This window comes from Streptomyces sp. NPDC001544 (assembly GCF_042894285.1).
In the GTDB taxonomy this organism is placed as follows: Bacteria; Actinomycetota; Actinomycetes; order Streptomycetales; family Streptomycetaceae; genus Streptomyces.
Genome location: NZ_JBIAVN010000001.1, coordinates 121409 through 140909, shown reverse-complemented (window position 1 = coordinate 140909; position 19501 = coordinate 121409). Strand labels below are relative to the sequence as shown.

Sequence of the window (19501 nt, the reverse complement as noted above, 5' to 3'; positions counted from 1 at the left end):
CAAGAGCGCCGGGACCGGTTCGCCTACCGGGTGCGCCGCGCACTGCTGACCGTCCCGTTCGCGGGGGCAGCTGGTGTCGAGGGGCCCGTGGTGTACGGCATTTACACGGCCGCGGGCCTGTGTTACGTCGGCCAAACCCACGAAGCGGAGCGTCGGCTCGGTGATCTACCGGTCGGTGAGAGCCACCACGTTGGCAACACGCTTCCTCCCGCATTGTGGGACCGAGTAGTGGTGCTGCGCTGGCCAGCTCTCCTTCCATCCCTTCCGACCGGTGAGCTCGCCACGGTTGAGGAGGTAGGGCATGAAGTCTGCGGTCTGGCCCTTGAGTATGCACTGCAAGTGGCAAACAGACCCTTGCTGAACCTGCGCCGGCGGGACCGGAACGGGGAGAGGAAGGCGCGAGACCTGGCGAAGAGCCGCTCCCGAGGCGCTGTACATGCCGCACGCCTTCCAGGGCTGTGCGAGATCGCTTTGGCCGCGTGGCAAGACCTGGCAACCGCTCAGATCCCCGAAGAGGAGTTCCTCCGGGACACACGCGAAGGCCGGATAGTCCTGCCCACCCGGATCAGCGGGGCCGTACCGTGACCGGCACCCTCATCCGGAGTGCCGCGACGAGCGCTGCGCTTGCACAACGGATCCTGCCGCCTACTGACGGGGGAACCGGAGTGGTCCTCTCCGGTAAATACGCGGTGATGTTCGCGGCGAAGTACACCTCAGCCACAACGTCACCGCAGCTCAAACGGGTGGCAACGCAGAAGAAGACGACTCCCTTCTAAGCGCTTGGCCGCAGGTTCGAGTCCTGCCGGGGGCGCCCCTGCACCGCCCTCCTTCGGGAGGGCGTTTTTGCTGGTCAGGGCGGGCAGCGCCGACCACGACTAAGCCCCGGCCACCCTCTTGATGATCAAGGGCAGACTCCGGGGCTGTCCGGCTGTCACCGGGTTTTCGCGGGTGGCCGTGTCGAATACGTGTCGAAGTTCTGGAACGGTCGAAGATCAGCCAGCGTCTTGCACCTCCGGCTCTGGAAGATCGCCCGCGGCTTCCAGCCGCCGTTTGAGATCCGGCAGCTGCCCGTCGATGCAGCGGGCGTAGGTGGCCAGGAGGACGGCGACGCTGTTTCCGGCCCACTCGGCCACCTGGGCAGGCGGGATGCCGTCGTTGAGCCACTTCGTCAGGCGCGTGTTCCGGTTGTCGTACACGCGCCGACCGGTGGGCGACTCGAAAACGTGCGGCGGCAGCACGGCCTTGCGCGCGCTGCGCCACGCCCGGCGGATGACGGATCCGGCGAGGATGCCGCCGGTCTTCCCCTGGAAAAGCAGATCACCCGGCTGGAGCTGTTCGTCGGCGATGCACTGCCGCAGGATGCGTGTCAGGGCCGGATGTCCCGGCACCGTGCGGGTCTCCCCCTCAGCCCGGCCCTTCAGGTCGCGTTGCTCGTGGATCTCCCCCGTGTCGGTCCACTGCTTGCCGATCTCCGGGATCACTGTGTGGATCAGCAGCTCGCAGCGGCGGTCGTCGACGAGACCGGCGCGACTCTGTGGTCAAAGAAGATCGACAACGACGAGTCGGCCATCCTGACCGCACTCGACGAGATTCTCAGCCTGGCGGGCGAAGTCCGCTGGGCCGTGGACATCTCCGGGACGTCCTCTGCGCTGCTGTTGGCCCTGCTTGCGGGCCATGGCCAGCAGGCTGTCTACGTGCCCGGCCGCACGGTCAATCGCATGTCCGGCGCCTACCGTGGCGAAGCGAAGACCGACGCCCGTGACGCCTATGTCATCGCCGAGACGGCACGTCACCGCAGTGACTTCGCCACCATCGATGTGCCCGCGCAGCTGGCCGCCGACCTTGCCCTGCCGACGGCTCACCGGTCACATCTGGTCGCCGACCGGGTGCGGATGACCAATCGGCTCCGCGACGTGCTGACCGGCGTCTTCCCTGCCTTGGAGCGCTCCTTCGACTACTCGAACCACAAGGGCGCGCTGGTACTGCTGACCGGCTACCAAACCCCGGCCTCAATCCGCCGCCGCGGCCGGGCCAGGTTGACGGCCTGGCTGGCAGCCCGCAGCGTGCGGGGCGCCGACGCAGTGGCGGCGACCGCACTGGAGCCCGCTCAGGCCCAGCAGACTGCCCTCCCGGGCGCGGAGGTCGCCGCGCAGCTCGTCGCCGACCTGGCGACCCAAATCCTTGCCCTGGACGAACGCCTCAAGCGGATCGACCGGCAGCTCCGCGACACCTTCCGCCGCCACCCGCAAGCGGAGATCATCGAGTCAATGCCCGGCCTGGGCCCGATACTCGGCGCCGAATTCGTTGTGGCGGCCGGTGACCTGACGGCCTACGCCGACGCCGGCCATCTCGCTTCCGCCGCCGGGCTCGTACCCGTGCCCCGCGACTCGGGCCGCCGAACCGGCAACCTGCACCGACCCAAGCGCTACAGCCGCCGCCTGCGACGTGTCTTCTACATGTCCGCGCAGACCAGCATCATCCGCGAAGGCCCGAACCGCGACTTCTACCTCAAGAAGCGAGGGGAGGGCTGCAATCACGTCCAGGCCGTCATCGCACTGGCCCGGCGACGCACCAGCGTCCTGTGGGCACTACTGCGCGACAACCGGGCATTCACCAGCACTCCCCCGGCCACGCAAGCGGCTTGACTCCGTCATTGAGACTCGCTCCGCTCCCCGCGCGCGGCCCGGCCGGCGCCCGTGCCGCACTCTTGGCGATCGGCCGCCTGATGCCAGAGAAGGGGTACGTCGTGGCTGGGGCGGTCGACTCCACGGCTTTACGGAGCCACTTTGGCGCGAGCCTCGCAGGTCATGGCCCCAACGTCGTGCTTTACCGGGCAGGTCCACAGACCGCCCGACGCGCCGCAAGCTTGCGGGGCCATGATCACTCGCGCCAAAGCAGCGCCACCCCAAAGCCGCTACGCCGACCTCACGCGAGCCAGCGACCATCTCCTTCAAGGGCGTTTAAACAACTCCTTCCCTTCACGCATTTGAGTGAGTGTGTCGCGACACAAAACAGCCTCTGGATGATTGATGCCGAGTTTCGAGTCAAGGATGGTTGCGGCCACCTGTACAGCCCGCACGCCGTCCTCGAAATCACCCATGCTGTATTTACAGATTCCCATCTTCAGGAGGCACATGCCCACCCTCACATTGCTGGCGCCGAAAGTATCCAGAGCTATCTTGTACGCCTTATTCAACCACTTGAGGGCCGCCCGATACTGACCAGACGCAATTAGCGGGCCTGACATGTTACTATAGTCAGCGATTAGCTCCGGGTGATTATCACCGTACACAGCGATATCAATCTTGATCGCACGAAGAGCTGCAGACGCCGCATTTCCGAAAAGTCCGAGCGCGGAATAAACCACGCTTAGGTTAACCAGGGTTGACGCTATGTCGCGATGCTCGGGGCCCAGGATCTCTTCTTGTTCCTTGAGGGCTTCCTCGAAGGTACTCCGAGCTGTCGCGTAGTCCTCCTGAGCCATTTGAGCTCGACCCAAGTTAGTGCGGACGACGAGATGACGCGTGGTAATTCTTGCACTAAGCCGCGCATGAATACCCAATGACGCCTTAAATGCTGCGGCAGCATCCCCTGCATTATTCAGTTCAAGCAGCGCCAGACCAGCATTGTTCCAATCTCGCGCAGCATCCGCATGAACGCCGTCCGAATTCAAATAGTCAATATCCAAGGCATTCTTCGAGGCAAGAAGAGCGCGAGTGAAATCGGTGGCGTCAAGATAGGCCAGAGAAAGATTGCTATAGAGAGTCGCCAACCCATTACGCGACGCATCTTCAGGATAATTGGCGACCAAGTCCTCAAACTCTGCCGCAGCTCCGCGCGCATCGCCGCTTTCTCGCCGCAAGGTGGCCCTGTTAGCCCTGATGGCCCGCTGAAAAGCGACGATTTCATCCGGCTTTCTGCTCAGGCCGGCATAATCATCCGATTTATCTAGCTCCGAAATCGCCTCCGTCAGCTTGCCCTGTAGTTGCAGAATAGATGCTCTCTTCATATGTAGATTCGCCAGTGAAAACCCGTCAGCTTTACCAACCTTGGCTAGTCGAATACTCTCATCGACGATGCGCAGAGCATCACTCCAGCTATCTGTTCCGATTAGCGCCTCCACCAGGAGCGTGCGCGCAAACATGACGGTGTTGATACTAGCTTTTTCCAGACTCTCCGCCGCTGTCAATGACTTTCTGGCATAAGAGAGGCTCGCCTCTCTAACTCCTCGGATGCCGAGATTCATAGACATTGCGGCGTAAAGCATAAGCGCATTCAAGGGCAGCACATTTCGAGACTCCAAGTGACCGATAATTGTCTCGAAGTGCGGCATAATGTGCCGATAGTGCGGCCAGAAGCGCGAGTCAAAGGGGTTCAAGTTGGCTACCTTGTTAAGCAACGCTGCGCCAGTCTCGATGGCTTCCTGCCTTTGCAGCTCCGTCATCGACTGGCGGACCACCGCCTGCGTTAGAGCGTGGCAGCTTATACCGACCTGTTGGGGGTCGGCCAAAGAAAACCGCCGCAAGTCTGCTACCGCATCGAACAGAAGCAGGTCATCCTTAAAATTATTAAGCATTCGACTTGCGCCAGCCGAAATCCCGTTCAGCTCGTCTGCTGCGAGCAGAGCAATCTCGACTGGGTTGTGACCGCTAGAGCCGGCACCCGATTCCCCATCCTTGGTAAGGCGGAGATCTACCTTGAACAGTTCGGTCGGAAATCCGTGCGAGGCGAGATAGGACAGAACACGCAGAAGATCAAGTGCATTTTGATGGTGTTCCTGCAGACGTTCCATCGTTATGGAGAGAGCGGCTGTCAATCCAGTATGTTCCCGGGGGGCGGATCGAGCTAGGAGGTCCTTTGCGCGATCGCGCACCATACTGGAGTAGGACGCGACGGGCATTCCGGAAACCTTGATATACGCAGCAGCCTGCTTCAGGGCTAGCGGAAGCCCTCGCAGAGCATGATTGAGAGCTGCCACGTCCTCTTTACTAGCATCAGTCAGAATAGCAGCAAGCAGAGAGGTTGCGTCGTCATGCCCTAGCGGTCGAATTGCTCGCGCCGGCACGTGAGCATCCCAATTTTGATCTAGGCTCGAAATCAGGAATCGAGTCGCAGATCGCTCAGGTATAAAGTCAATAATTTTGGGTAGCGCTTCAGCTCCGTCGATCAGAAGGAGGCCGCGGTTGCGAAGGAAGTATTGCTTCATTTTCTGCAGACCGCGATCGGTGTCCGGCGATGGGAGGTCGAGCTCCTCGGCCAGAGATGAAAGGTCTGCGAGCATGGATTCCCAGGAGTCAGCGCGCACCCACCAGGAGAATTGATATTTGTCTGCGTTTCTCCAAGCGTACTGAGACATCACCTCACTCTTTCCAACGCCGCTCATTCCAACCAGAGCCAGCGTGGGGCTATCCAATGCATCGACTTCAAATCGGCCGCTGATGTCTTCAAGGACATCATGCCTACCCACGAACTTGGAAGTCGGTTCTCGAACCCAGAGATTGGATACGGTTGAGTACCCAGTCGAGTAGCTTTGCGACTTCGGTGAGATTGCGGCTACGACATCGTCTGGCCTAATAACTCGCCTAGCAGCCTTAGCTGAGGTCAGAAAATCAGCATCCAGTGCATCTGGGTGCGCCAGATTAATCGATGAAAAATCGCGATTGTTGAAGTCTCTTGATTTTGCTGCAACAAGGCTGACAACCGCGTCCCAAGCTTCGGCGGCAGTGACACTGTTTATACCCGCTTGGGTTAGGGCAGGTTCCACCGTCTCCACGATGTTATGCGCGCGCATTGTCACTCGGTCCGGCGTCCCGTATTCTATACGTAGCGACGAAAGGAAGGATCTTGCCTCATCGTGGCCGCAGTGAAGCCGGGCGGCAACATCCTCAATATATTCATCAATGAGGCCAGCGCTCAGGGATTTAGCGAAGTCCAACGCCTTATCCTGCCGGGACTTCATGAACCCATTAGTCACGAGCCGACATTTAGATTCTGGCGCTACTTTCCAGCGTTCGTAGAGAGTTGCCAGACCCCCTTTCGACCAAAGCTCCGAATAAGTCCAAGGGCCCACCTGCGGCTCGCGGTGCTTAACGGATACGAGTTCGTTAGGGCCGTCTCGGTATAGAAGTACATAATCGACGTGCCATTCGCACACTATGCCGGACAGTTCAGATCCATTGATCATGGCAAAGCAATGGCGAGCTGCGCACTCATGCTGAAAGTTGTATCGGGAGGCCGTGTCGCTACCGGAGTCCTCTGCTGGTTCGGTGATGAGCGCTCGTGCCAGGTCAGAGATGTCCCCAACTCCCATTGCTCTCCCCCCACAAGCCAGCCTATATAGGTTGAACTCGCATCGTTGCAGTGTTGGGAGAGCGGGGGCAAGCCTGTTGGCGCCAGCTACGCGTCCCAAAGGATTCGGTCGTCCCGACTCAGCCGGATGGTTGCTCGCTGACCGGCGATGGAGCAGAGGCGCGGGGTGGTACACCGACCCAAGTCAGAGGCCCGAACTAACTAGCTATGAGGGGGATCGGCGTGCCAGATGCGGGTGTCAGCAGCGGTCAACAGGGCTGCCTGGCGGGTGTCTCCCCGCCAGGCAGCTCGGCCGGTAAAACGGCAGGTCACCGGCCCGACGCCCCAGCCTTTCTCCTAAAGTGGTTGTCCAGCCTGCTCACCGCCTCCACACCCGCAGGAACTCTTCGGCCGGGATGGCCTCCAGCGGATCGTGTTCAGGATCGACCGCTTGGTCTGTGAGGAAGCCGTGCTCGTCCTCCAGGTGCTCCCAGCTGTAGCGGTGGAGTTGGCCGGCCGAAGTCAGCTCGGCTTGCTTGATGACGACCAACTCACCGCGGTCGGGTACGGCCTCGATGTACCACAAGCCGCCCTCCTCGTCGGCATGGCGGAAGTAGTGCCGCTGGGTGGCGGCTTCATCGAGTGCTCGGAAGTACGCCACGGTTTCTGCTTGGATGCGCTCCAGGTCAACCACGGGACCATCGTGTCAGCGCGTGCACGCGGTGGCCCCGTTCTGACATCCACGAGTGACATCAACGGCGCCGGACACCAGCACTCCCAGGCGGTCTGGCACGGTCAGCGTGGCCAGGCGGCTCCCCGGCAGTGCCACGCAGCGATCGAACTCCTAAATCGGTGATCATGCGTCGGGTGTACCGGGCACGGGGCGGGGAGCCTCAAGGCGTAGCACAAGTGCGCGTAGGGCCCGGAGTTCGGCGTCCAGGGCCTGCGCACCCTCACGGGTGAGGGTTACCCATGTTCGGGGGCGTCGACCGGCGTAGCCCTTCTCCACGGTAATCATTCCGGACTCCTCCAGCACCTTCAGGTGCCGGGAGAGATTTCCGTCGGTGACGGCGAGTTGCTTCTTTAGGAAGCTGAACTCGACCCGGTCGGCTTCGCGAGCGATGGTAAGGACGCCGAGCCGTACGCGCTGGTGGACGGTGTCGTCCAGCACCTGAGTGGGATGCAGTTCCTCTTGGTCGTCCTGCGTAGCGGTCGAGTCTTCGACGCTCATGAGACGACCGCACCCGTGACTGCGACACCGGGCTCGCCCCGGCGTCGGATTGCTGTCCACTCGCCCAGACCGGCGAGGAGCAGGACGGCAGCGAGCAGAAAGGCCTTGGCCTGCGGTCCGTCGGCCCAGCCGGGGTGGGCGGGGTGCTGCCTGGGAAGCCATCCACTGCCCCAGGAGGCTCCCAGGTACCCCGTGAGTAGCAGGGCGTGAGCGGTGCCGGCCGCCGCGGCGATCCAACTGCGTTCGGTAATGCCGAGAGCGAGAAGTCCGATGCCGACCAGGTACCACGGGGAGGCGTAGCTGTTCTCCAGCAGCACGGCCTCCCACGGCTGGTCCTTGCCGAGCAGGAGCGCCCCCAGGGCTGCCGTGATCACAGTGGTGGCTGTGGCGGTCACGCGGACCCACATGCCGCGTCGGGGGACGACGCCCCGGGTCTCGCCACGCAGGCGGTACCAGCGGGCGAAGACGAACCATGTGAGGGGGAGGAGCGCGAACCACACGCCCCATGCCGTAAAGCGCAGGACAGCTCCGTCGAATTCACCCTTTAGACAGGGGGTTCCCGGTTCGTGGACGACGCACAGGCCTGTCAGCTCAGCATAGGCAAAGGCCGGATAGGACCCGATGTAGCGCCCGTGGGCTCCGAAGTTGAAGGCGTACCGCGCGATCGGAACGGCCGCCAGTGCAAGGAGCCCGAAGCCGAGAAGGGGAGTCCATGCTCCGTTGGTCTGCGTGCGGGTCCTCGCCCGGAGGCCTTCCGTCGCAGCCAACAAGGCGGCTGCGGTCGCCCTCGGTTCTGATCCCGCGCTGCTCGATACAGATGTTCCCATCTGTCCCCCTTGTGGTCGGCGCTTTGGCGGCGCTCGTGAGCGGACTGCCAGAAGGTCGCCCACTGAAGATCTAACTTTGCAACACAAAGTACATGGCAATCAAGAGTAAGTTGGGTCCTGGCCAGATGACAGCCCTAAGACGTCATTTCACTTGGCCAGTCGGCGGTGACATATGAGAGTCGCGGCGATGGCTGTGAAGGCAAGGAAATGTTCCGGCTTGCGCTCGTAGCGGCGGTGCAGGCGGCGGCAGCCGGACAGCCAGGACACGGTCCGCTCCACCACCCAGCGGTGCCGGCCCAGCCGCCGGGACGACTCGATGCCCTTGCGGGCAAGGCGGTGCCGGATGCCGCGGGAAGCAAGTTATCGCCGCAGGTGGCGGTAGTCGTATCCCGTGTCACCGTGCAGCTTGGCGGGCCGTCGGCGTCGCGGGCCGCGACGTGAGCGGATGGGTGGGATGCCGCGGACCAGCGGGATGAGTGCCTGGCTGTCGTGGAGGTTGGCGGCGCAGATGCCGACCGACAGAGGCAGGCCCTGGCGGTCGACGACGAGGTGGATTTTCGATCCCTTCTTGCCGCGGTCGGTCGGATTCGGTCCCGTCAGCTGCCCCCTTTGAGGGCCCGGACGCTTACCGAGTCGATCGTGCACCGCGACCAGTCCAGCTCACCTCGGGCACCGAGTTCATCCAGGACCAGGCGGTGAAGCCTGGCCCACACCCTGGCCTCGGTCCACTCGGTGAACCGGCGGAAGGCCGTCACGCCCGACAGCCCGAAGCCTGGTGGCAGTTGGTTCCAGGTGCAGCCTGAGGTGGCCACGAAGACGATGGCAGCCAGCACCTCGCGGTCCCCTCGCCGCCGGTGCCCTCCACTCTGAGGGCGGACCGGCGCCGGCGGCACCACCCGCTGGAACAACGTCCACAGGTCTTCCGGCGCCATCCGCTCGACAAGCGCAGCAGTCATCGCCCCAGACTGCCGCAAGATCACGCCAACTGAAATGGCGTGTAAGCGGTCATCGCTCAAGGTCAGACGGGCCCCGGATCCGCCTGAAGCGGTGATCGTGCGCAGCTTGAGAGGGCGCGGGCCGAACCCCGGCGAACCCTCAACCGAGTACCACGGCCTGTTGACCAAGGTCGTCCATCTACCCGGTGAGCGACCTGACGTGGCCCCGACCGTATGCGTGGCGCGACCACATGCCAGCCTGGATCACATCACCGTGTGAAGTCGGCTGCCTTGGTGTCCAGCGTCGTGTCGCCGTCCTCGGCGGTGGTCAGGACAGCCACGTGCCACAGACCCCGCGGGGACCCGTCGGCATCGGCGCGGGTGACGGTGACCTCATAGGTGCACCGCTCGGTGTCCCCACCCGAGGGCTTGCAGACGGCCGACTCGGCGGCGGCCATGTCCTTGGCAGTCAGCCCCTTCCTCGCGAAGGACGAGTTCGCCGGCCAGGCCAGCACCTTCACGCTCTTGACGTCGGAGGACGCCGTGACGTCAGTGGTGAAGGTCAACGAGCCGTCGCGGTCACCGTCGGGAGCGGTGTAGCGGGCCGTGCTGTGCGCCAGCGCCGGAGGCTGGCCCCCGGCGTGGGCGAGGGCGAAGGCACCGGCACCCCCGAGGACGACGACACCGGCAGCCACGGACAAAACGATGCGACGCGACATGAAAATTTCCCCTGACAGGCTCAGCTGGATCACACCGGCGCTCTCGTCGGCGCCGTGCACCCATCCTGACCGCGCAGCGGGCGCAGGGTATGAGCACGCGTACTCAACTCCAGCTTGAGTAAACGCCGTTCGGTCAGTACGTTCACACGCCCGTCCACCGCACCGCGCTGCTCCTGGTGCGTACTCCGGAGGGCGCGAGCCACTCGGCAGGAGAGAGGCCGGGCGTTCGTGGCACACCCCGCAGCCGCCCTGGGTACGGACCGTACGCGTCTGCTGTGGCCCCTGGTCCGCCGCACCTTCGAGCGCTCCACCGCCGGCCCGGCCTCCGTTGCCGCCCGGCCCTCCGTCTTCGCCGCCACTGATGCATCGCTCGACGGGCAGACCGGTCTGCTCATCGGCCCCGAAGCTCGGCCTGTCCCCGCTTTCCGCGGTGTCACCGACCCCCGGGCCATCGACAACGTCCTCAGCCTCAGCCGGCAGCTGGCACCCCTGCACGGTGGTCACGGAGGCTGACCAAGGTGAGCCGACTCCGTTACGTCCCTGGATGACGAGCGTGCGAACTGTTCACGAGCCGCGGCAGCGCCATTGCCGATCCTCAGTGGCGGTACACGGCCGTCGCGATCTCGATGAACGATCGGGTCAACGGATTGGTGTCTCCTTCGTTGCACACCGCCACCACTCGACTGGGCGCCATGTCGATCAGCGGCACCACGGTGAACTCGACGGGCAGGTCGTGCCCGAGCGGGGCCAGGCCGACCGTACCGTTCCACAGCACAGCCTGCAGGCATTCCTGGACGGCGCGCACCACTGGTCCCTCGCGCGGCCTGCCACCGTTCCAGTACGACTGCCAGACGGGGTCGGTGTCCTGCGGGAACTGGAACCAGCGGCGGTCGCGCAGCTCGGCCAGCCGCAGCTCATCGCGGCGGGCCAGCGGATCGTCGGCGCGCAGGACCACGCCGACCGGATCGCTCCGCAGCGCACGCACCGTCAGGGCGGTCTCGTCGAACGGCGCCCGGGTGAGGGCGACGTCGACCAGTCCGGCGCGCAGTCCGCACGTCGGGTCGGTCAGATCGGTGTCGCGGATACGGATGTCGACTCCGGGGTGGTTTCGGCGGTAGGCCGCGGCCAGCCTGGCCACGCCCGGATCGGTGCCGTCGCCCAGGATGCCGACGGTGATGGTCGCGACGCCGGCTGCCGCGCTCACGCGCACCCGGACGCGGTCGGCGTGGTCGAGCAGTGCCCGCGCCTCGTCGAGCAGCACCGCACCCACCGGAGTGAGCGTGACGCCGGTGGCCGAGCGTGCGAAGAGCAGAGCCCCGACCTCGGCTTCCAACTGCTTGATCGCCCGGCTCAGCGGCGGCTGACTCATGTGCAGCCGGGTGGCGGCCCGGCCGAAGTGGAGTTCCTCGGCGACCGCCACGAAGTAGCGCAAGGTCCGTAGCTCCACGCTGCAACGATATCCATGAGGTATCAGCTCCGCGGAAGGGGTCTTGGACACCGGCGACGTCCCGGCGGTGGACTCTTGACCATGACCGATGAAGTGAAGACCAACGAGCCGCAGGCCGACCCCGCCGTATCGGTGGTGGGTCCCCGCGACGGCGAGACGATCGTTCTGGGCACCACGCGCATGCGCGTTCTGGAGGACGGCAGCCACACCGGCCACCGCCTCGCGATCGCCGAGTCCGTCCTCGCCCCGCACACGCAGGGTCCACCGCAGCACCGCCATGGCCGACACGACGAGGGCTTCTACATCCTCTCCGGCACCGTGCGGTTCACCGTCGGGGACGAGGACTACGACGCCACCGCGGGGACGCTCGTCATGGTTCCACCCGGCGCCCCGCACACCTTCGCCAACCTGACCGACCAACCCGCGGTCATGCTCAGCACCTTCACACCCGACCTGTACCTGCAGTACTTCCGAGACCTCCAGGAGGTGCTCGCCGACGGCCGGCCGCTGACGCCCCAGGCCAACCTCGACGCGATGAGCCGCTACGCGACACGGCCCGCCACCGACCTCGCCTGAAGCCGGAGGGAGGGGAAACGGCCCGGCCGCCCTCCCTCCGGCCTCTGGGACCGTGCCGCTCCCGCCTTTCGCATCCGAACCCCTCGGACGACGGACCGGCCGTCTCCAGGTCTTCCCTCGCACTCGACGCAATCGACAGGACCCCGCGAACCGGGGCCCCGTGAACGGGAACCATGAACATCGCCTACTGGATCGTCGCGGGAATGCTCGCGCTCTTCTACTTCTACGCAGGCACGCTGAAGGTGATCCGCAGCCGCGATCAACTCCGACCGATGATGGCTTGGGTCGACCGTATTCCCCTGCCCGCCCTCAGGGCGCTGGGGGCGGTCGAAATACTCGGCGCGGCCGGTCTGGTCCTGCCACCACTGACCGGTACCGCAGTTTGGCCGGCGTCGGCCGCAGCCATCGGCTTCGTACTTCTGCAGACCGGTGCGATCGCCGTTCACCTGACCGGAGAAGACCGCCGGATCACACTCAATGTCGCACTCATCGCCACCGCGGCCGTGACCATGTGGTTGGCCACCGGGCCCTGATCGTGGCTCACTCCTCAACCGGCGGAGGCGACTGCTCGGCCACCCGCCTTGGTCGGCTCAAGCGCCTTCTGAGCGCTTGGCCGCAGGTTCGAGTCCTGCCGGGGGCGACCATGCAGTCGTACACGCGAGCGGTGACGGATCCGTGCTCTGTAAGAGCCCGGCCACGATACGGTGCGACCTCCATGGAGGGGGCCGTGATGGGAGCTCAGGTCTGGCAGTTGCGCCGAGGTGATCAGGTCGTCGGCGTCCTCAGACTCGAAGCCGTCGACATGTTCTGAACCGACTGCCGGTTCGAGCCCTCGACCGGCTGGCCGGCCCTCAAGCCGTTCATTGACGCATCGCGGGCTGCATGGGAGCGGAAGGACGAGGACGCGGCCATCGCGGCCGACGAGGCCATCCATGCGCTTGGCGTCGAATTGGTGCCCGAAAACGGCGGTGAGGTCATCAGAGATTTCCTGCTGCGGATCGACGGCGATACCGCACGCTTCCGGTACTGAGTCGTTGGGCCGTCCCTGGGCCGTCCGAGCAACGGGCCGGGCGGTGGGGTGGATCCGGCAGGCCGAACAGGACGCGCCGAAGCCCGTGAAGGGCTTCGGCGGCTTCCTCCGCCAGGGCCTCGACGCTGTCACCGCCGGCCTCGTCCTCACGTGGAGTTCGGGCGTCGTCGAAGGTCACGTGGGACCTGCCCGAACGTCCTGGTCGGCGGTCAGGGCTTGATGTTCTCCAGGTCCTCCAGAAGGCTGGGGTGCTTGGGCTCCCAGCCGAGCGTCTGTCGGGTGTGGGCGCTGGACGAGGGCTGGTCGTTCGCGAAGATCTGGCCGAGGGGACCGAAGGTCTGCGCCGGCACCGACTCGACCGGCAGGCCCAGCCGTCGGCCGATGACCGTGGCGATGTCGCGGACCTTGTCCCCCTCGTCGGCCACGGCATGCCAGGAGGTACCCGCTTCCGCCTGTTCCAGGGCGAGCCGGAACAGGACGGCCGCGTCGAGCGCGTGCACGGCCGGCCAGCGCTGTTCGCCGTCGCCCGGGTAACCGGACACCCCGGTGCGGCGTGCGAGGTCGGTCAACAGGCCGGCGAATCCGCCGTGGCCCTGGTTGTGCACCGTGCGCGGCAGGCGTACGGCGCTGCTGCGGACTCCGCGCGCGGACAGGCCCAGGACCGACGTGACCGTACGACCGCGACCGCCGATCGGCCCGTCGGTCGGCACCGGGTCGCTCTCGACGGATGCGCGGCCCGGTACGGCGGGCGTGCCCGAGCAGGTGACGAGGGGGCGGTCGCTGCCGACGAGTTCCTCGCCGAGGGCCGCGAGGGCGGCACCCTCCTCCGCGACCGACTTCGCGAGGGTGTCGGCGCTGCTGAAGTCGTGGTCGAACGCGAGGTGGATCACCCCGTCGGCCCGGGCGGCGCCGGCGCGAAGGCTGTTCAGGTCGGCGAGGGCTCCCCGCAGGGGCTCGGCGCCGGCCGCCTCGACGGCCTGCGCGGAGGCGTCGGAGCGAGCGAGTGCGAGGACGGTGTGGCCGTTGTCGAGCAGTTCGGCGATGACAGCGGAACCGATCAGACCGGTGCCGCCGGTGACGAAAACGCGCATGGGAAGCTCCCCCAGAAGTGATGGGACTCTTGTCCCATGACCCTACCGCAGTGATGGGACAAGAGTCCCATCACTTAGGATGGTGACCATGGGTAGATGGGAACCAGGCGCACGCGAACGCCTCGTCGTGGCTGCCGTCGACCTGTTCACCGAGCAGGGGTACGACGCCACGACGGTCGCGCAGATCGCCGAGCGTGCAGGAGTCACCAAGAGCACCTTCTTCCGGCACTTCCCCGACAAGCGCGAGCTGCTGGTGGCCGGGCAGGAGACGCTGAGCCGGCTGCTGGCCGAGGGGATCGCCGACGCGCCCGCTGACGCCAGCCCGCTCGAGGCGGTCGCCGCCGGTCTGGAGCGCGCGTCGAGCGCGATGGGCCCCATGAGCCGCGAGCTCGCACCTCGCCTGAAGGCGGCCGTCGCCGCCAGCGCCGAACTTCAGGAGCGTGACGCCCTCAAGAGCGTCAGCCTCGCGGCCGCGATGACGAATGCTCTGGTCGCCCGCGGCACACCCGATCCGACCGCGGCTCTGGCGGGCGAGCTGGGTGTCCTCGCCTTCAAACGGGGATACGCCCGGTGGTCCGAGGGCGACCGTGACGGCAAGGACGAGCTGGCCGGGTACGCCCTGGCGGCCCTGGACGAACTGCGCGCGGCGAGCGCCTCGCTGGGCTGACCGGCGACCTCGCCCGCCGTCCACGGGACTGTGACCGGAGCCGATTCCGCGCTTGGTGGCGATGCGCGACAACGGCCGGTCCCGCAAAGGGAGATGGGCGACAGGCACCCCCTGCTATGGTGCGCCGATGTCATCGATCAAGAAGTTCCAGGTCACCTTCGACTGCGCAGAACCCGAGCGTGTCGCTCGCTTCTGGTGCGAGGTGCTGGGGTACGTCGTTCCGCCGCCGCCGGAGGGGTTTGCCACGTGGGACGAGTTCGATCGCTCTCTGCCGCCCGAGCGGCAGGGGTCGGCGTTCGCCTGCATCGATCCCTCGGGAGTGGGCCCGCGGCTGTACTTCCAGCGCGTCCCCGAGGGCAAGGTCGTCAAGAACCGGGTGCACCTTGATGTGCGCGTCGGCACCGGGCTCGTGGGTGAGGAGCGCCTCGCCGCCCTCGAAGCCGAGCGAGCGCGGCTGGAGGCGCTCGGCGCGACATGCGTGCAGGTGCTGCTTGCCGATGAGCACAATGAGTCGTGCATCGCGATGCAGGACGTCGAGGGCAACGAGTTCTGTCTCGACTGAGCATCCTGCGGGACTCTCGCGGACCGGCTCCCAGGGTGCATGGTCGGCGGGCCTGGGAGCTGCGTCCAGGCGGTCAGGACGATGCCAGGTAGCTGACGTCGAGCGTGAACCCGTCGCCGGTCGACGGGTCTGTCGTGGAGGGCTGTACCAGGACCCAGCGGTGGTCGCTGGTGTGGACGCAGAGTCCGGTGCCGCCTTCCAGGGCGTCGAGGGAGACGTAGGAGCTCGTCGGTGTGAGGGCCGCGCAGTTCGGGATGTCGTCGAGGCCTATGAGGCCGTACTCGACCAGGGCGGTGCCCGGTCCGCCCTGGGCGTCGGCGAACTGGAAGGACTGACCGGCCACGGTCACGTAGAACTCGCTGTCGGCGGCGTCTTCGGGCGCCGTCACCGCACTCCGCCGGTCCAGGTCGACGAAGGTCTGCGGAGTGACGTACATCTTGTAACGCGCGTTCACGGACATCGCGCCGGCCCGGTTCTGCTCCGTCCCGTCGTTCGGGGAGTCGGGGGATGGCTGTGGGCTCCGATTCCCTCCGACGGCACTACTGCCGTCACCGCCGCCGCTACTGCCGTCACCACTGTCGTCACGGCCGCCGTCGACGTCCGAGTTCCTGTTCCCGCAGTTGCGGGTTTTGACGCAGTGGTTGTTCTGTACGCACCCGCTGCCCGTCAGGAGAGTCAGGAGTACAGCCCCGCTCAGCGCCGCGCGACCGGCCGCTCTCACCGCCTGCACCTTTCCTGGGCGTCACACGCATCCGATCCCTTTCTCGGGTGCCGGCTGGGCTTTTCCGGGCTTGCCGGTCATGGGGTCGGGAATGTACGTGACCGTGTGGGCGTCGGCCTTTCCCATCGACTTGAACGGGCCGATGGCCTTGCTGTACGACTTCCCGTCGTAGGAGTAGTCGATGACCAGGGACCAGGAATAGTTGCCCCGGCAGGCCTGGGCGTCGATACGCACGACGGCCGGGTCCTCGGAGGTGACCTTGAAGGCGGGGCCGAGCGGGTTGGCGGGAGCCGTGGGTTCGCCCGACTGGGGCATGCCCTGCACGCCCTTGTCGGTCAGCTTGGGCCGGTCGAGGTCGAGCTCGAAGGCCCGTCCGTAGACGTCACCGCAGCCGCCCTGGGTCAGCGCGACCCAGGCCGGCGGCTTGATGCGCTCGGGGACGCGGGACTGCGGCCGGATGTCGTCCACGACGATCGTCTTGCCCTGTTCGGCACTGATGTCCAGGTAGAGGTGCCCGCTCCCCCAGACGCCGCCCCCGTGCTGCGTCACTTCCGTGCGGAAGTCCTGCTGCTTCAGGGCGAACGAGTCCAGGGCCCGTCCGCCGGCGGGCATGGCCACGGAGGTGGCACCGTCGCAGTCCCGGAACGCCGGCCAGTGCGTACTGAGCCGCAGCGGGCCTTCGGCCGCCGACTTCGCGTCGGTGCCGAGCACGGACTTCGGCGAGCCGGCCGCCGCGGAGTTCTCCGTCGCCGCGTTCTGGTTGCCGCAGTTGGTGGTGTGGGTGCAGGTGTTGTGCTGCTCGGCGCAGCCGCCGGTGCCGAGGAGAAGCGTCCCCGTCAGGATCAGGCCCTTGACGGCGCGCACGACCATTCCGTCCATACTCATGGATCCGCTCAACCGTTCGTTGTGATCATCGAGCGGAGCTGTCGGCAGCCGCTGATTCCGTCGGCGTCGTGTTGATGTCGATGCGATTGCTCGGGCCGCAATTCTGCACGGCTCCTTGACCGCCTTTGCAGGAATTGGTTTCTTCGGAGCCGCTGTTTCCGATCAGGGCGATGAGACCCGCGACAACGAGGCCCGCCGCCCCGATGACCGCCGCGATGATCATTGCTTTCGCCTGCGTCATTCCGGCCACCACCATTCCCCCGACAACCACTGATGCTGGCTGGATTCTGACACGACCCGGTGCGACCGGTGCGGGTTATTAAATGCGCAGTCATAAGGCGTGAGAAAAGCAGCACGAAGCGGAACTCTTCGTTCAGCAAGTGGCGGGAAACGACACCACTTGGTCCTGGCCCCGCCCGGTGGAGCGGTACGGCGCGGCGCGTCACCCGTCGGGCTCACTCGTACGGGCATGCGGCCACGCGCGTTCTCCCCAGGGGCGCGCTGGTCTGCCGGGTCCGGTGGGCCCGTGACACGTGGCACCACTCTCCTGCCTGAGCCCTTTTGCGGGACTTTGCGGTTGCGGCATCAACGGGGCGGATGCTTGCTAGAGATCAGTTCCGAGAGAAGACCGGCGTCCGTCGAGCGGGCGCCGCGACATCCGCCCGAGGGAGTCCTGATGCAGTCCTCCATGTCTGACATCTCTGAGATGTCTGAAGCAGTCATCGCAGAGGCCGGCGCCGCGGACCTGCAGTCCCTCCCCGTGCCGAAGTACTTTCCCGCCGCCACGGTCCGGGCGGAGGACGTCGACACCTTCCGGTCCGTGGAGGACAAAGACGTCCGGAAATCGCTCGCGGTCACCCAGGTTCCCATGCCGGAACTGGCTCCCGACGAGGCCCTCGTCGCCGTCATGGCGAGCTCGGTGAACTACAACACCGTGTGGACCGCGATGTTCGAGCCGGTCCCCACGTTCCAGTTCCTCAAGCAGATGGGGAAAGCGGGGGGCTGGGAGGCCCGGCACGATCTCCCGTACCACATCGTGGGGTCCGACGCGGCGGGCGTCATCGTCCGTACCGGCTCCTCCGTGCGCAGATGGAACGTGGGTGATCACGTGGTGATCTCACCCGCGTACGTCGACGAGCAGGACCCGGACACCCATCGGGACGGGATGCTCGGTGAGGGGCAGAAGGCCTGGGGTTTCGAGACGAACTTCGGCGGCCTGGCGCACTACGCGATCGTGCGGGCCAGCCAGTTGATGCCGAAGCCGGCCGCCCTGAGCTGGGAGGAGGCCGCGGTCAATCCGCTGTGCGCGAGCACCGCCTACCGCATGCTGGTCAGTGAGCGCGGAGCCCGGATGAAGCAGGGCGACGTCGTTCTCGTCTGGGGTGCCACCGGCGGCCTGGGCGCCTATGCCGTCCAACTCGTCCTCAACGGGGGCGGCATCCCCGTCGGTGTCGTCAATTCCGCCGAGAAGGCGGAACTTCTCAGGTCTCTCGGGTGCGAAGCCGTCATCAACCGCTCGGACGTCGAGGAGGGGGATCCCACCCTCCTGCAGCAGCCCGAGGGCTGGAAGAGAATGGGCCGAGCCATTCGGGACGTCGTCGGCGAGGACCCGCACATCGTGTTCGAGCACGTCGGCAAGAAGACGTTCGCGGCGTCGGTCTTCCTCGCCAGACGGGGCGGCACCATCATCACCTGCGGATCCAGCACGGGTTACGAGCACCTCTACGACAACAGGTACCTGTGGATGCGGCTGAAGAAGATCATCGGAAGCCACGGTGCCAACCTGCACGAGCAGTGGGAGGTCAACCGGCTGTTCGCGCTGGGGCAACTGGTCCCGGCGCTGTCGAGGACCTACACCCTGGACGACGTGGGTGCGGCGGCGCGCACCGTCCAGACCAACCAGCACATCGGCAAGGTCGGGGTCCTGTGCCTCGCCCCGCGGCCCGGGATGGGCGTCACCGATCCGGAGGCCAGGTCACGCATCGGCGAGGAGCGTCTCCACGCGTTCCGCAGGTGACGTTCGTTTCCTGACGGACCGGCTCGCGACGGGCCGGTCCGCCGGGCTCTGCCATCCGGTCGGCAGGCTTCGCCATCCGGTCAGCGGGCTTCGCCATCCGGTCAGCCCGCCGTAGTGCGAGCTCCCCCGTTCGGGTGACATCCATGGAGGGGCCTTGTTCGCGTGCCCGATCGCGAAGTATCACTGAAATACCGGCGGGCAGCCCATCCGCGCCGGACAGCGCGACATCTCGAATGTCCGCCGGTCTGCGGAGCTGCCCAGCTCTTACGGCGTCGTGATGCCCACATCGACGCGGCATGCAGGCCACACGGTGGTCCGCTCCCAGGGCCACTCTCACTCAGCGAGCCGTTCCGATGCGTGTCTCTCAGTGAGCAGACCCACCTCTGACAAAGCCGACGACATCACAGGGCTCGTCCGTCTCGCGCGACCAGGGGGCGACGCTGCCTGCTCCCGTGTGAACGTACACCGGCGCCATCGGTCGGATCAGTCACCGACAACTCCTCCA

At 65.8% G+C, this 19501-nt stretch carries 17 protein-coding genes, 1 tRNA gene and 2 pseudogenes; 8 read left to right on the top strand and 12 right to left on the bottom strand.

Annotation, left to right across the window (positions count from 1 at the left end):
• Positions 1–992: 992 nt before the first annotated feature.
• The gene (locus ACFY0F_RS00625) at positions 993–1481 is read right to left on the bottom strand and encodes a hypothetical protein (RefSeq protein WP_388786770.1); all 489 of its coding nucleotides are present in this window, start codon (positions 1479–1481) and stop codon (positions 993–995) included.
• 3 nt (positions 1482–1484) lie between these two features.
• Between ACFY0F_RS00625 and ACFY0F_RS00620 the strand changes: the two genes are divergently transcribed.
• On the top strand, positions 1485–2645 hold the full coding sequence (locus ACFY0F_RS00620; protein ID WP_388786767.1) for an IS110 family transposase: 1161 nt from the start codon (positions 1485–1487) through the stop codon (positions 2643–2645).
• A 305-nt stretch (positions 2646–2950) separates the two neighbouring features.
• On the opposite strand, the gene ACFY0F_RS00615 is transcribed toward ACFY0F_RS00620, so the two are convergent.
• The 6 genes and pseudogenes from ACFY0F_RS00615 to ACFY0F_RS00590 form a co-directional block, all read right to left on the bottom strand.
• Positions 2951–6310 carry a dsDNA nuclease domain-containing protein gene (locus ACFY0F_RS00615; RefSeq protein WP_388786766.1) on the bottom strand — a complete coding sequence of 1120 codons (3360 nt, stop codon included), beginning with the start codon at positions 6308–6310 and terminating at the stop codon, positions 2951–2953.
• Between the two features lie 357 nt (positions 6311–6667).
• Positions 6668–6982, bottom strand: a complete 315-nt coding sequence (locus ACFY0F_RS00610) for a hypothetical protein (RefSeq protein WP_388786763.1) — start codon at positions 6980–6982, stop codon at positions 6668–6670.
• Between the two features lie 162 nt (positions 6983–7144).
• Positions 7145–7519, bottom strand: a complete 375-nt coding sequence (locus ACFY0F_RS00605) for a winged helix-turn-helix domain-containing protein (protein ID WP_388786761.1) — start codon at positions 7517–7519, stop codon at positions 7145–7147.
• The gene (locus ACFY0F_RS00600; RefSeq protein ID WP_388786758.1) at positions 7516–8019 is read right to left on the bottom strand and encodes a hypothetical protein; all 504 of its coding nucleotides are present in this window, start codon (positions 8017–8019) and stop codon (positions 7516–7518) included. Before ACFY0F_RS00600 ends, ACFY0F_RS00605 begins: the two co-directional genes overlap by 4 nt.
• Before the next feature lie 474 nt (positions 8020–8493).
• Positions 8494–9302: pseudogene (locus tag ACFY0F_RS00595) on the bottom strand (IS5 family transposase).
• 248 nt (positions 9303–9550) lie between these two features.
• Entirely contained in the window at positions 9551–10000 is a 450-nt protein-coding gene (locus tag ACFY0F_RS00590) for a DUF5707 domain-containing protein (protein WP_388786755.1), read from the bottom strand.
• Between the two features lie 267 nt (positions 10001–10267).
• Here ACFY0F_RS00590 and ACFY0F_RS00585 point away from each other — a divergent pair.
• Positions 10268–10513, top strand: a pseudogene (locus tag ACFY0F_RS00585) (short-chain dehydrogenase); the annotation flags it as partial.
• Between the two features lie 82 nt (positions 10514–10595).
• On the opposite strand, the gene ACFY0F_RS00580 reads toward ACFY0F_RS00585, so the two are convergent.
• On the bottom strand, positions 10596–11447 hold the full coding sequence (locus ACFY0F_RS00580) for a LysR substrate-binding domain-containing protein (RefSeq protein WP_388786752.1): 852 nt from the start codon (positions 11445–11447) through the stop codon (positions 10596–10598).
• A gap of 81 nt (positions 11448–11528) precedes the next feature.
• Here ACFY0F_RS00580 and ACFY0F_RS00575 point away from each other — a divergent pair, with 81 nt between their 5' ends.
• From ACFY0F_RS00575 to ACFY0F_RS00565, 3 genes are all read left to right on the top strand, one after another.
• A complete protein-coding gene (locus ACFY0F_RS00575; RefSeq protein ID WP_388786751.1) occupies positions 11529–12023 on the top strand; it encodes a cupin domain-containing protein in 495 nt (164 codons plus the stop codon).
• A gap of 173 nt (positions 12024–12196) precedes the next feature.
• Positions 12197–12556 carry a DoxX family protein gene (locus ACFY0F_RS00570; RefSeq protein ID WP_388786748.1) on the top strand — a complete coding sequence of 120 codons (360 nt, stop codon included), beginning with the start codon at positions 12197–12199 and terminating at the stop codon, positions 12554–12556.
• A gap of 38 nt (positions 12557–12594) precedes the next feature.
• Positions 12595–12663: transfer RNA gene (locus ACFY0F_RS00565), tRNA-OTHER, on the top strand.
• A gap of 599 nt (positions 12664–13262) precedes the next feature.
• Here ACFY0F_RS00565 and ACFY0F_RS00560 read toward each other — a convergent pair.
• The gene (locus ACFY0F_RS00560) at positions 13263–14144 is read right to left on the bottom strand and encodes an SDR family oxidoreductase (RefSeq protein ID WP_388786745.1); all 882 of its coding nucleotides are present in this window, start codon (positions 14142–14144) and stop codon (positions 13263–13265) included.
• Positions 14145–14232: 88 nt separating this feature from the next.
• On the opposite strand from ACFY0F_RS00560, the gene ACFY0F_RS00555 reads away from it, so the two are divergent.
• Both ACFY0F_RS00555 and ACFY0F_RS00550 read left to right on the top strand, forming a co-directional pair.
• A complete protein-coding gene (locus tag ACFY0F_RS00555) occupies positions 14233–14811 on the top strand; it encodes a TetR/AcrR family transcriptional regulator (protein ID WP_388786743.1) in 579 nt (192 codons plus the stop codon).
• A 127-nt stretch (positions 14812–14938) separates the two neighbouring features.
• A complete protein-coding gene (locus tag ACFY0F_RS00550) occupies positions 14939–15373 on the top strand; it encodes a VOC family protein (protein ID WP_388786741.1) in 435 nt (144 codons plus the stop codon).
• A 73-nt stretch (positions 15374–15446) separates the two neighbouring features.
• Here the strand turns inward: ACFY0F_RS00550 and ACFY0F_RS00545 are convergent, their stop codons facing one another.
• From ACFY0F_RS00545 to ACFY0F_RS00535, 3 genes are all read right to left on the bottom strand, one after another.
• Positions 15447–15833: a hypothetical protein gene (locus tag ACFY0F_RS00545; protein ID WP_388786738.1), complete on the bottom strand. Its 387-nt coding sequence runs from the start codon at positions 15831–15833 to the stop codon at positions 15447–15449.
• 282 nt (positions 15834–16115) lie between these two features.
• Positions 16116–16979: a hypothetical protein gene (locus ACFY0F_RS00540; RefSeq protein WP_388786735.1), complete on the bottom strand. Its 864-nt coding sequence runs from the start codon at positions 16977–16979 to the stop codon at positions 16116–16118.
• A gap of 25 nt (positions 16980–17004) precedes the next feature.
• The gene (locus ACFY0F_RS00535) at positions 17005–17220 is read right to left on the bottom strand and encodes a hypothetical protein (protein ID WP_388786733.1); all 216 of its coding nucleotides are present in this window, start codon (positions 17218–17220) and stop codon (positions 17005–17007) included.
• 465 nt (positions 17221–17685) lie between these two features.
• Between ACFY0F_RS00535 and ccrA the strand changes: the two genes are divergently transcribed.
• Entirely contained in the window at positions 17686–18996 is a 1311-nt protein-coding gene (gene ccrA, locus ACFY0F_RS00530; RefSeq protein WP_388786730.1) for a crotonyl-CoA carboxylase/reductase, read from the top strand.
• The last annotated feature ends 505 nt before the right edge of the window (positions 18997–19501 follow it).

Excerpts from the sequence above, each read along its gene's own strand:
- ACFY0F_RS00615 (WP_388786766.1), bottom strand. The coding sequence starts at position 6,310 with ATGGGAGTTGGGGACATCTCTGACCTGGCACGAGCGCTCATCACCGAA.
- ACFY0F_RS00605 (WP_388786761.1), bottom strand. The coding sequence starts at position 7,519 with ATGAGCGTCGAAGACTCGACCGCTACGCAGGACGACCAAGAGGAACTG.
- ACFY0F_RS00590 (WP_388786755.1), bottom strand. The coding sequence starts at position 10,000 with ATGTCGCGTCGCATCGTTTTGTCCGTGGCTGCCGGTGTCGTCGTCCTC.
- ACFY0F_RS00575 (WP_388786751.1), top strand. The coding sequence starts at position 11,529 with ATGACCGATGAAGTGAAGACCAACGAGCCGCAGGCCGACCCCGCCGTA.
- ACFY0F_RS00570 (WP_388786748.1), top strand. The coding sequence starts at position 12,197 with ATGAACATCGCCTACTGGATCGTCGCGGGAATGCTCGCGCTCTTCTAC.
- ACFY0F_RS00560 (WP_388786745.1), bottom strand. The coding sequence starts at position 14,144 with ATGCGCGTTTTCGTCACCGGCGGCACCGGTCTGATCGGTTCCGCTGTC.
- ACFY0F_RS00555 (WP_388786743.1), top strand. The coding sequence starts at position 14,233 with ATGGGTAGATGGGAACCAGGCGCACGCGAACGCCTCGTCGTGGCTGCC.
- ACFY0F_RS00550 (WP_388786741.1), top strand. The coding sequence starts at position 14,939 with ATGTCATCGATCAAGAAGTTCCAGGTCACCTTCGACTGCGCAGAACCC.
- ACFY0F_RS00545 (WP_388786738.1), bottom strand. The coding sequence starts at position 15,833 with ATGTCCGTGAACGCGCGTTACAAGATGTACGTCACTCCGCAGACCTTC.
- ACFY0F_RS00540 (WP_388786735.1), bottom strand. The coding sequence starts at position 16,979 with ATGAGTATGGACGGAATGGTCGTGCGCGCCGTCAAGGGCCTGATCCTG.
- ACFY0F_RS00535 (WP_388786733.1), bottom strand. The coding sequence starts at position 17,220 with ATGACGCAGGCGAAAGCAATGATCATCGCGGCGGTCATCGGGGCGGCG.
- ccrA (WP_388786730.1), top strand. The coding sequence starts at position 17,686 with ATGTCTGAAGCAGTCATCGCAGAGGCCGGCGCCGCGGACCTGCAGTCC.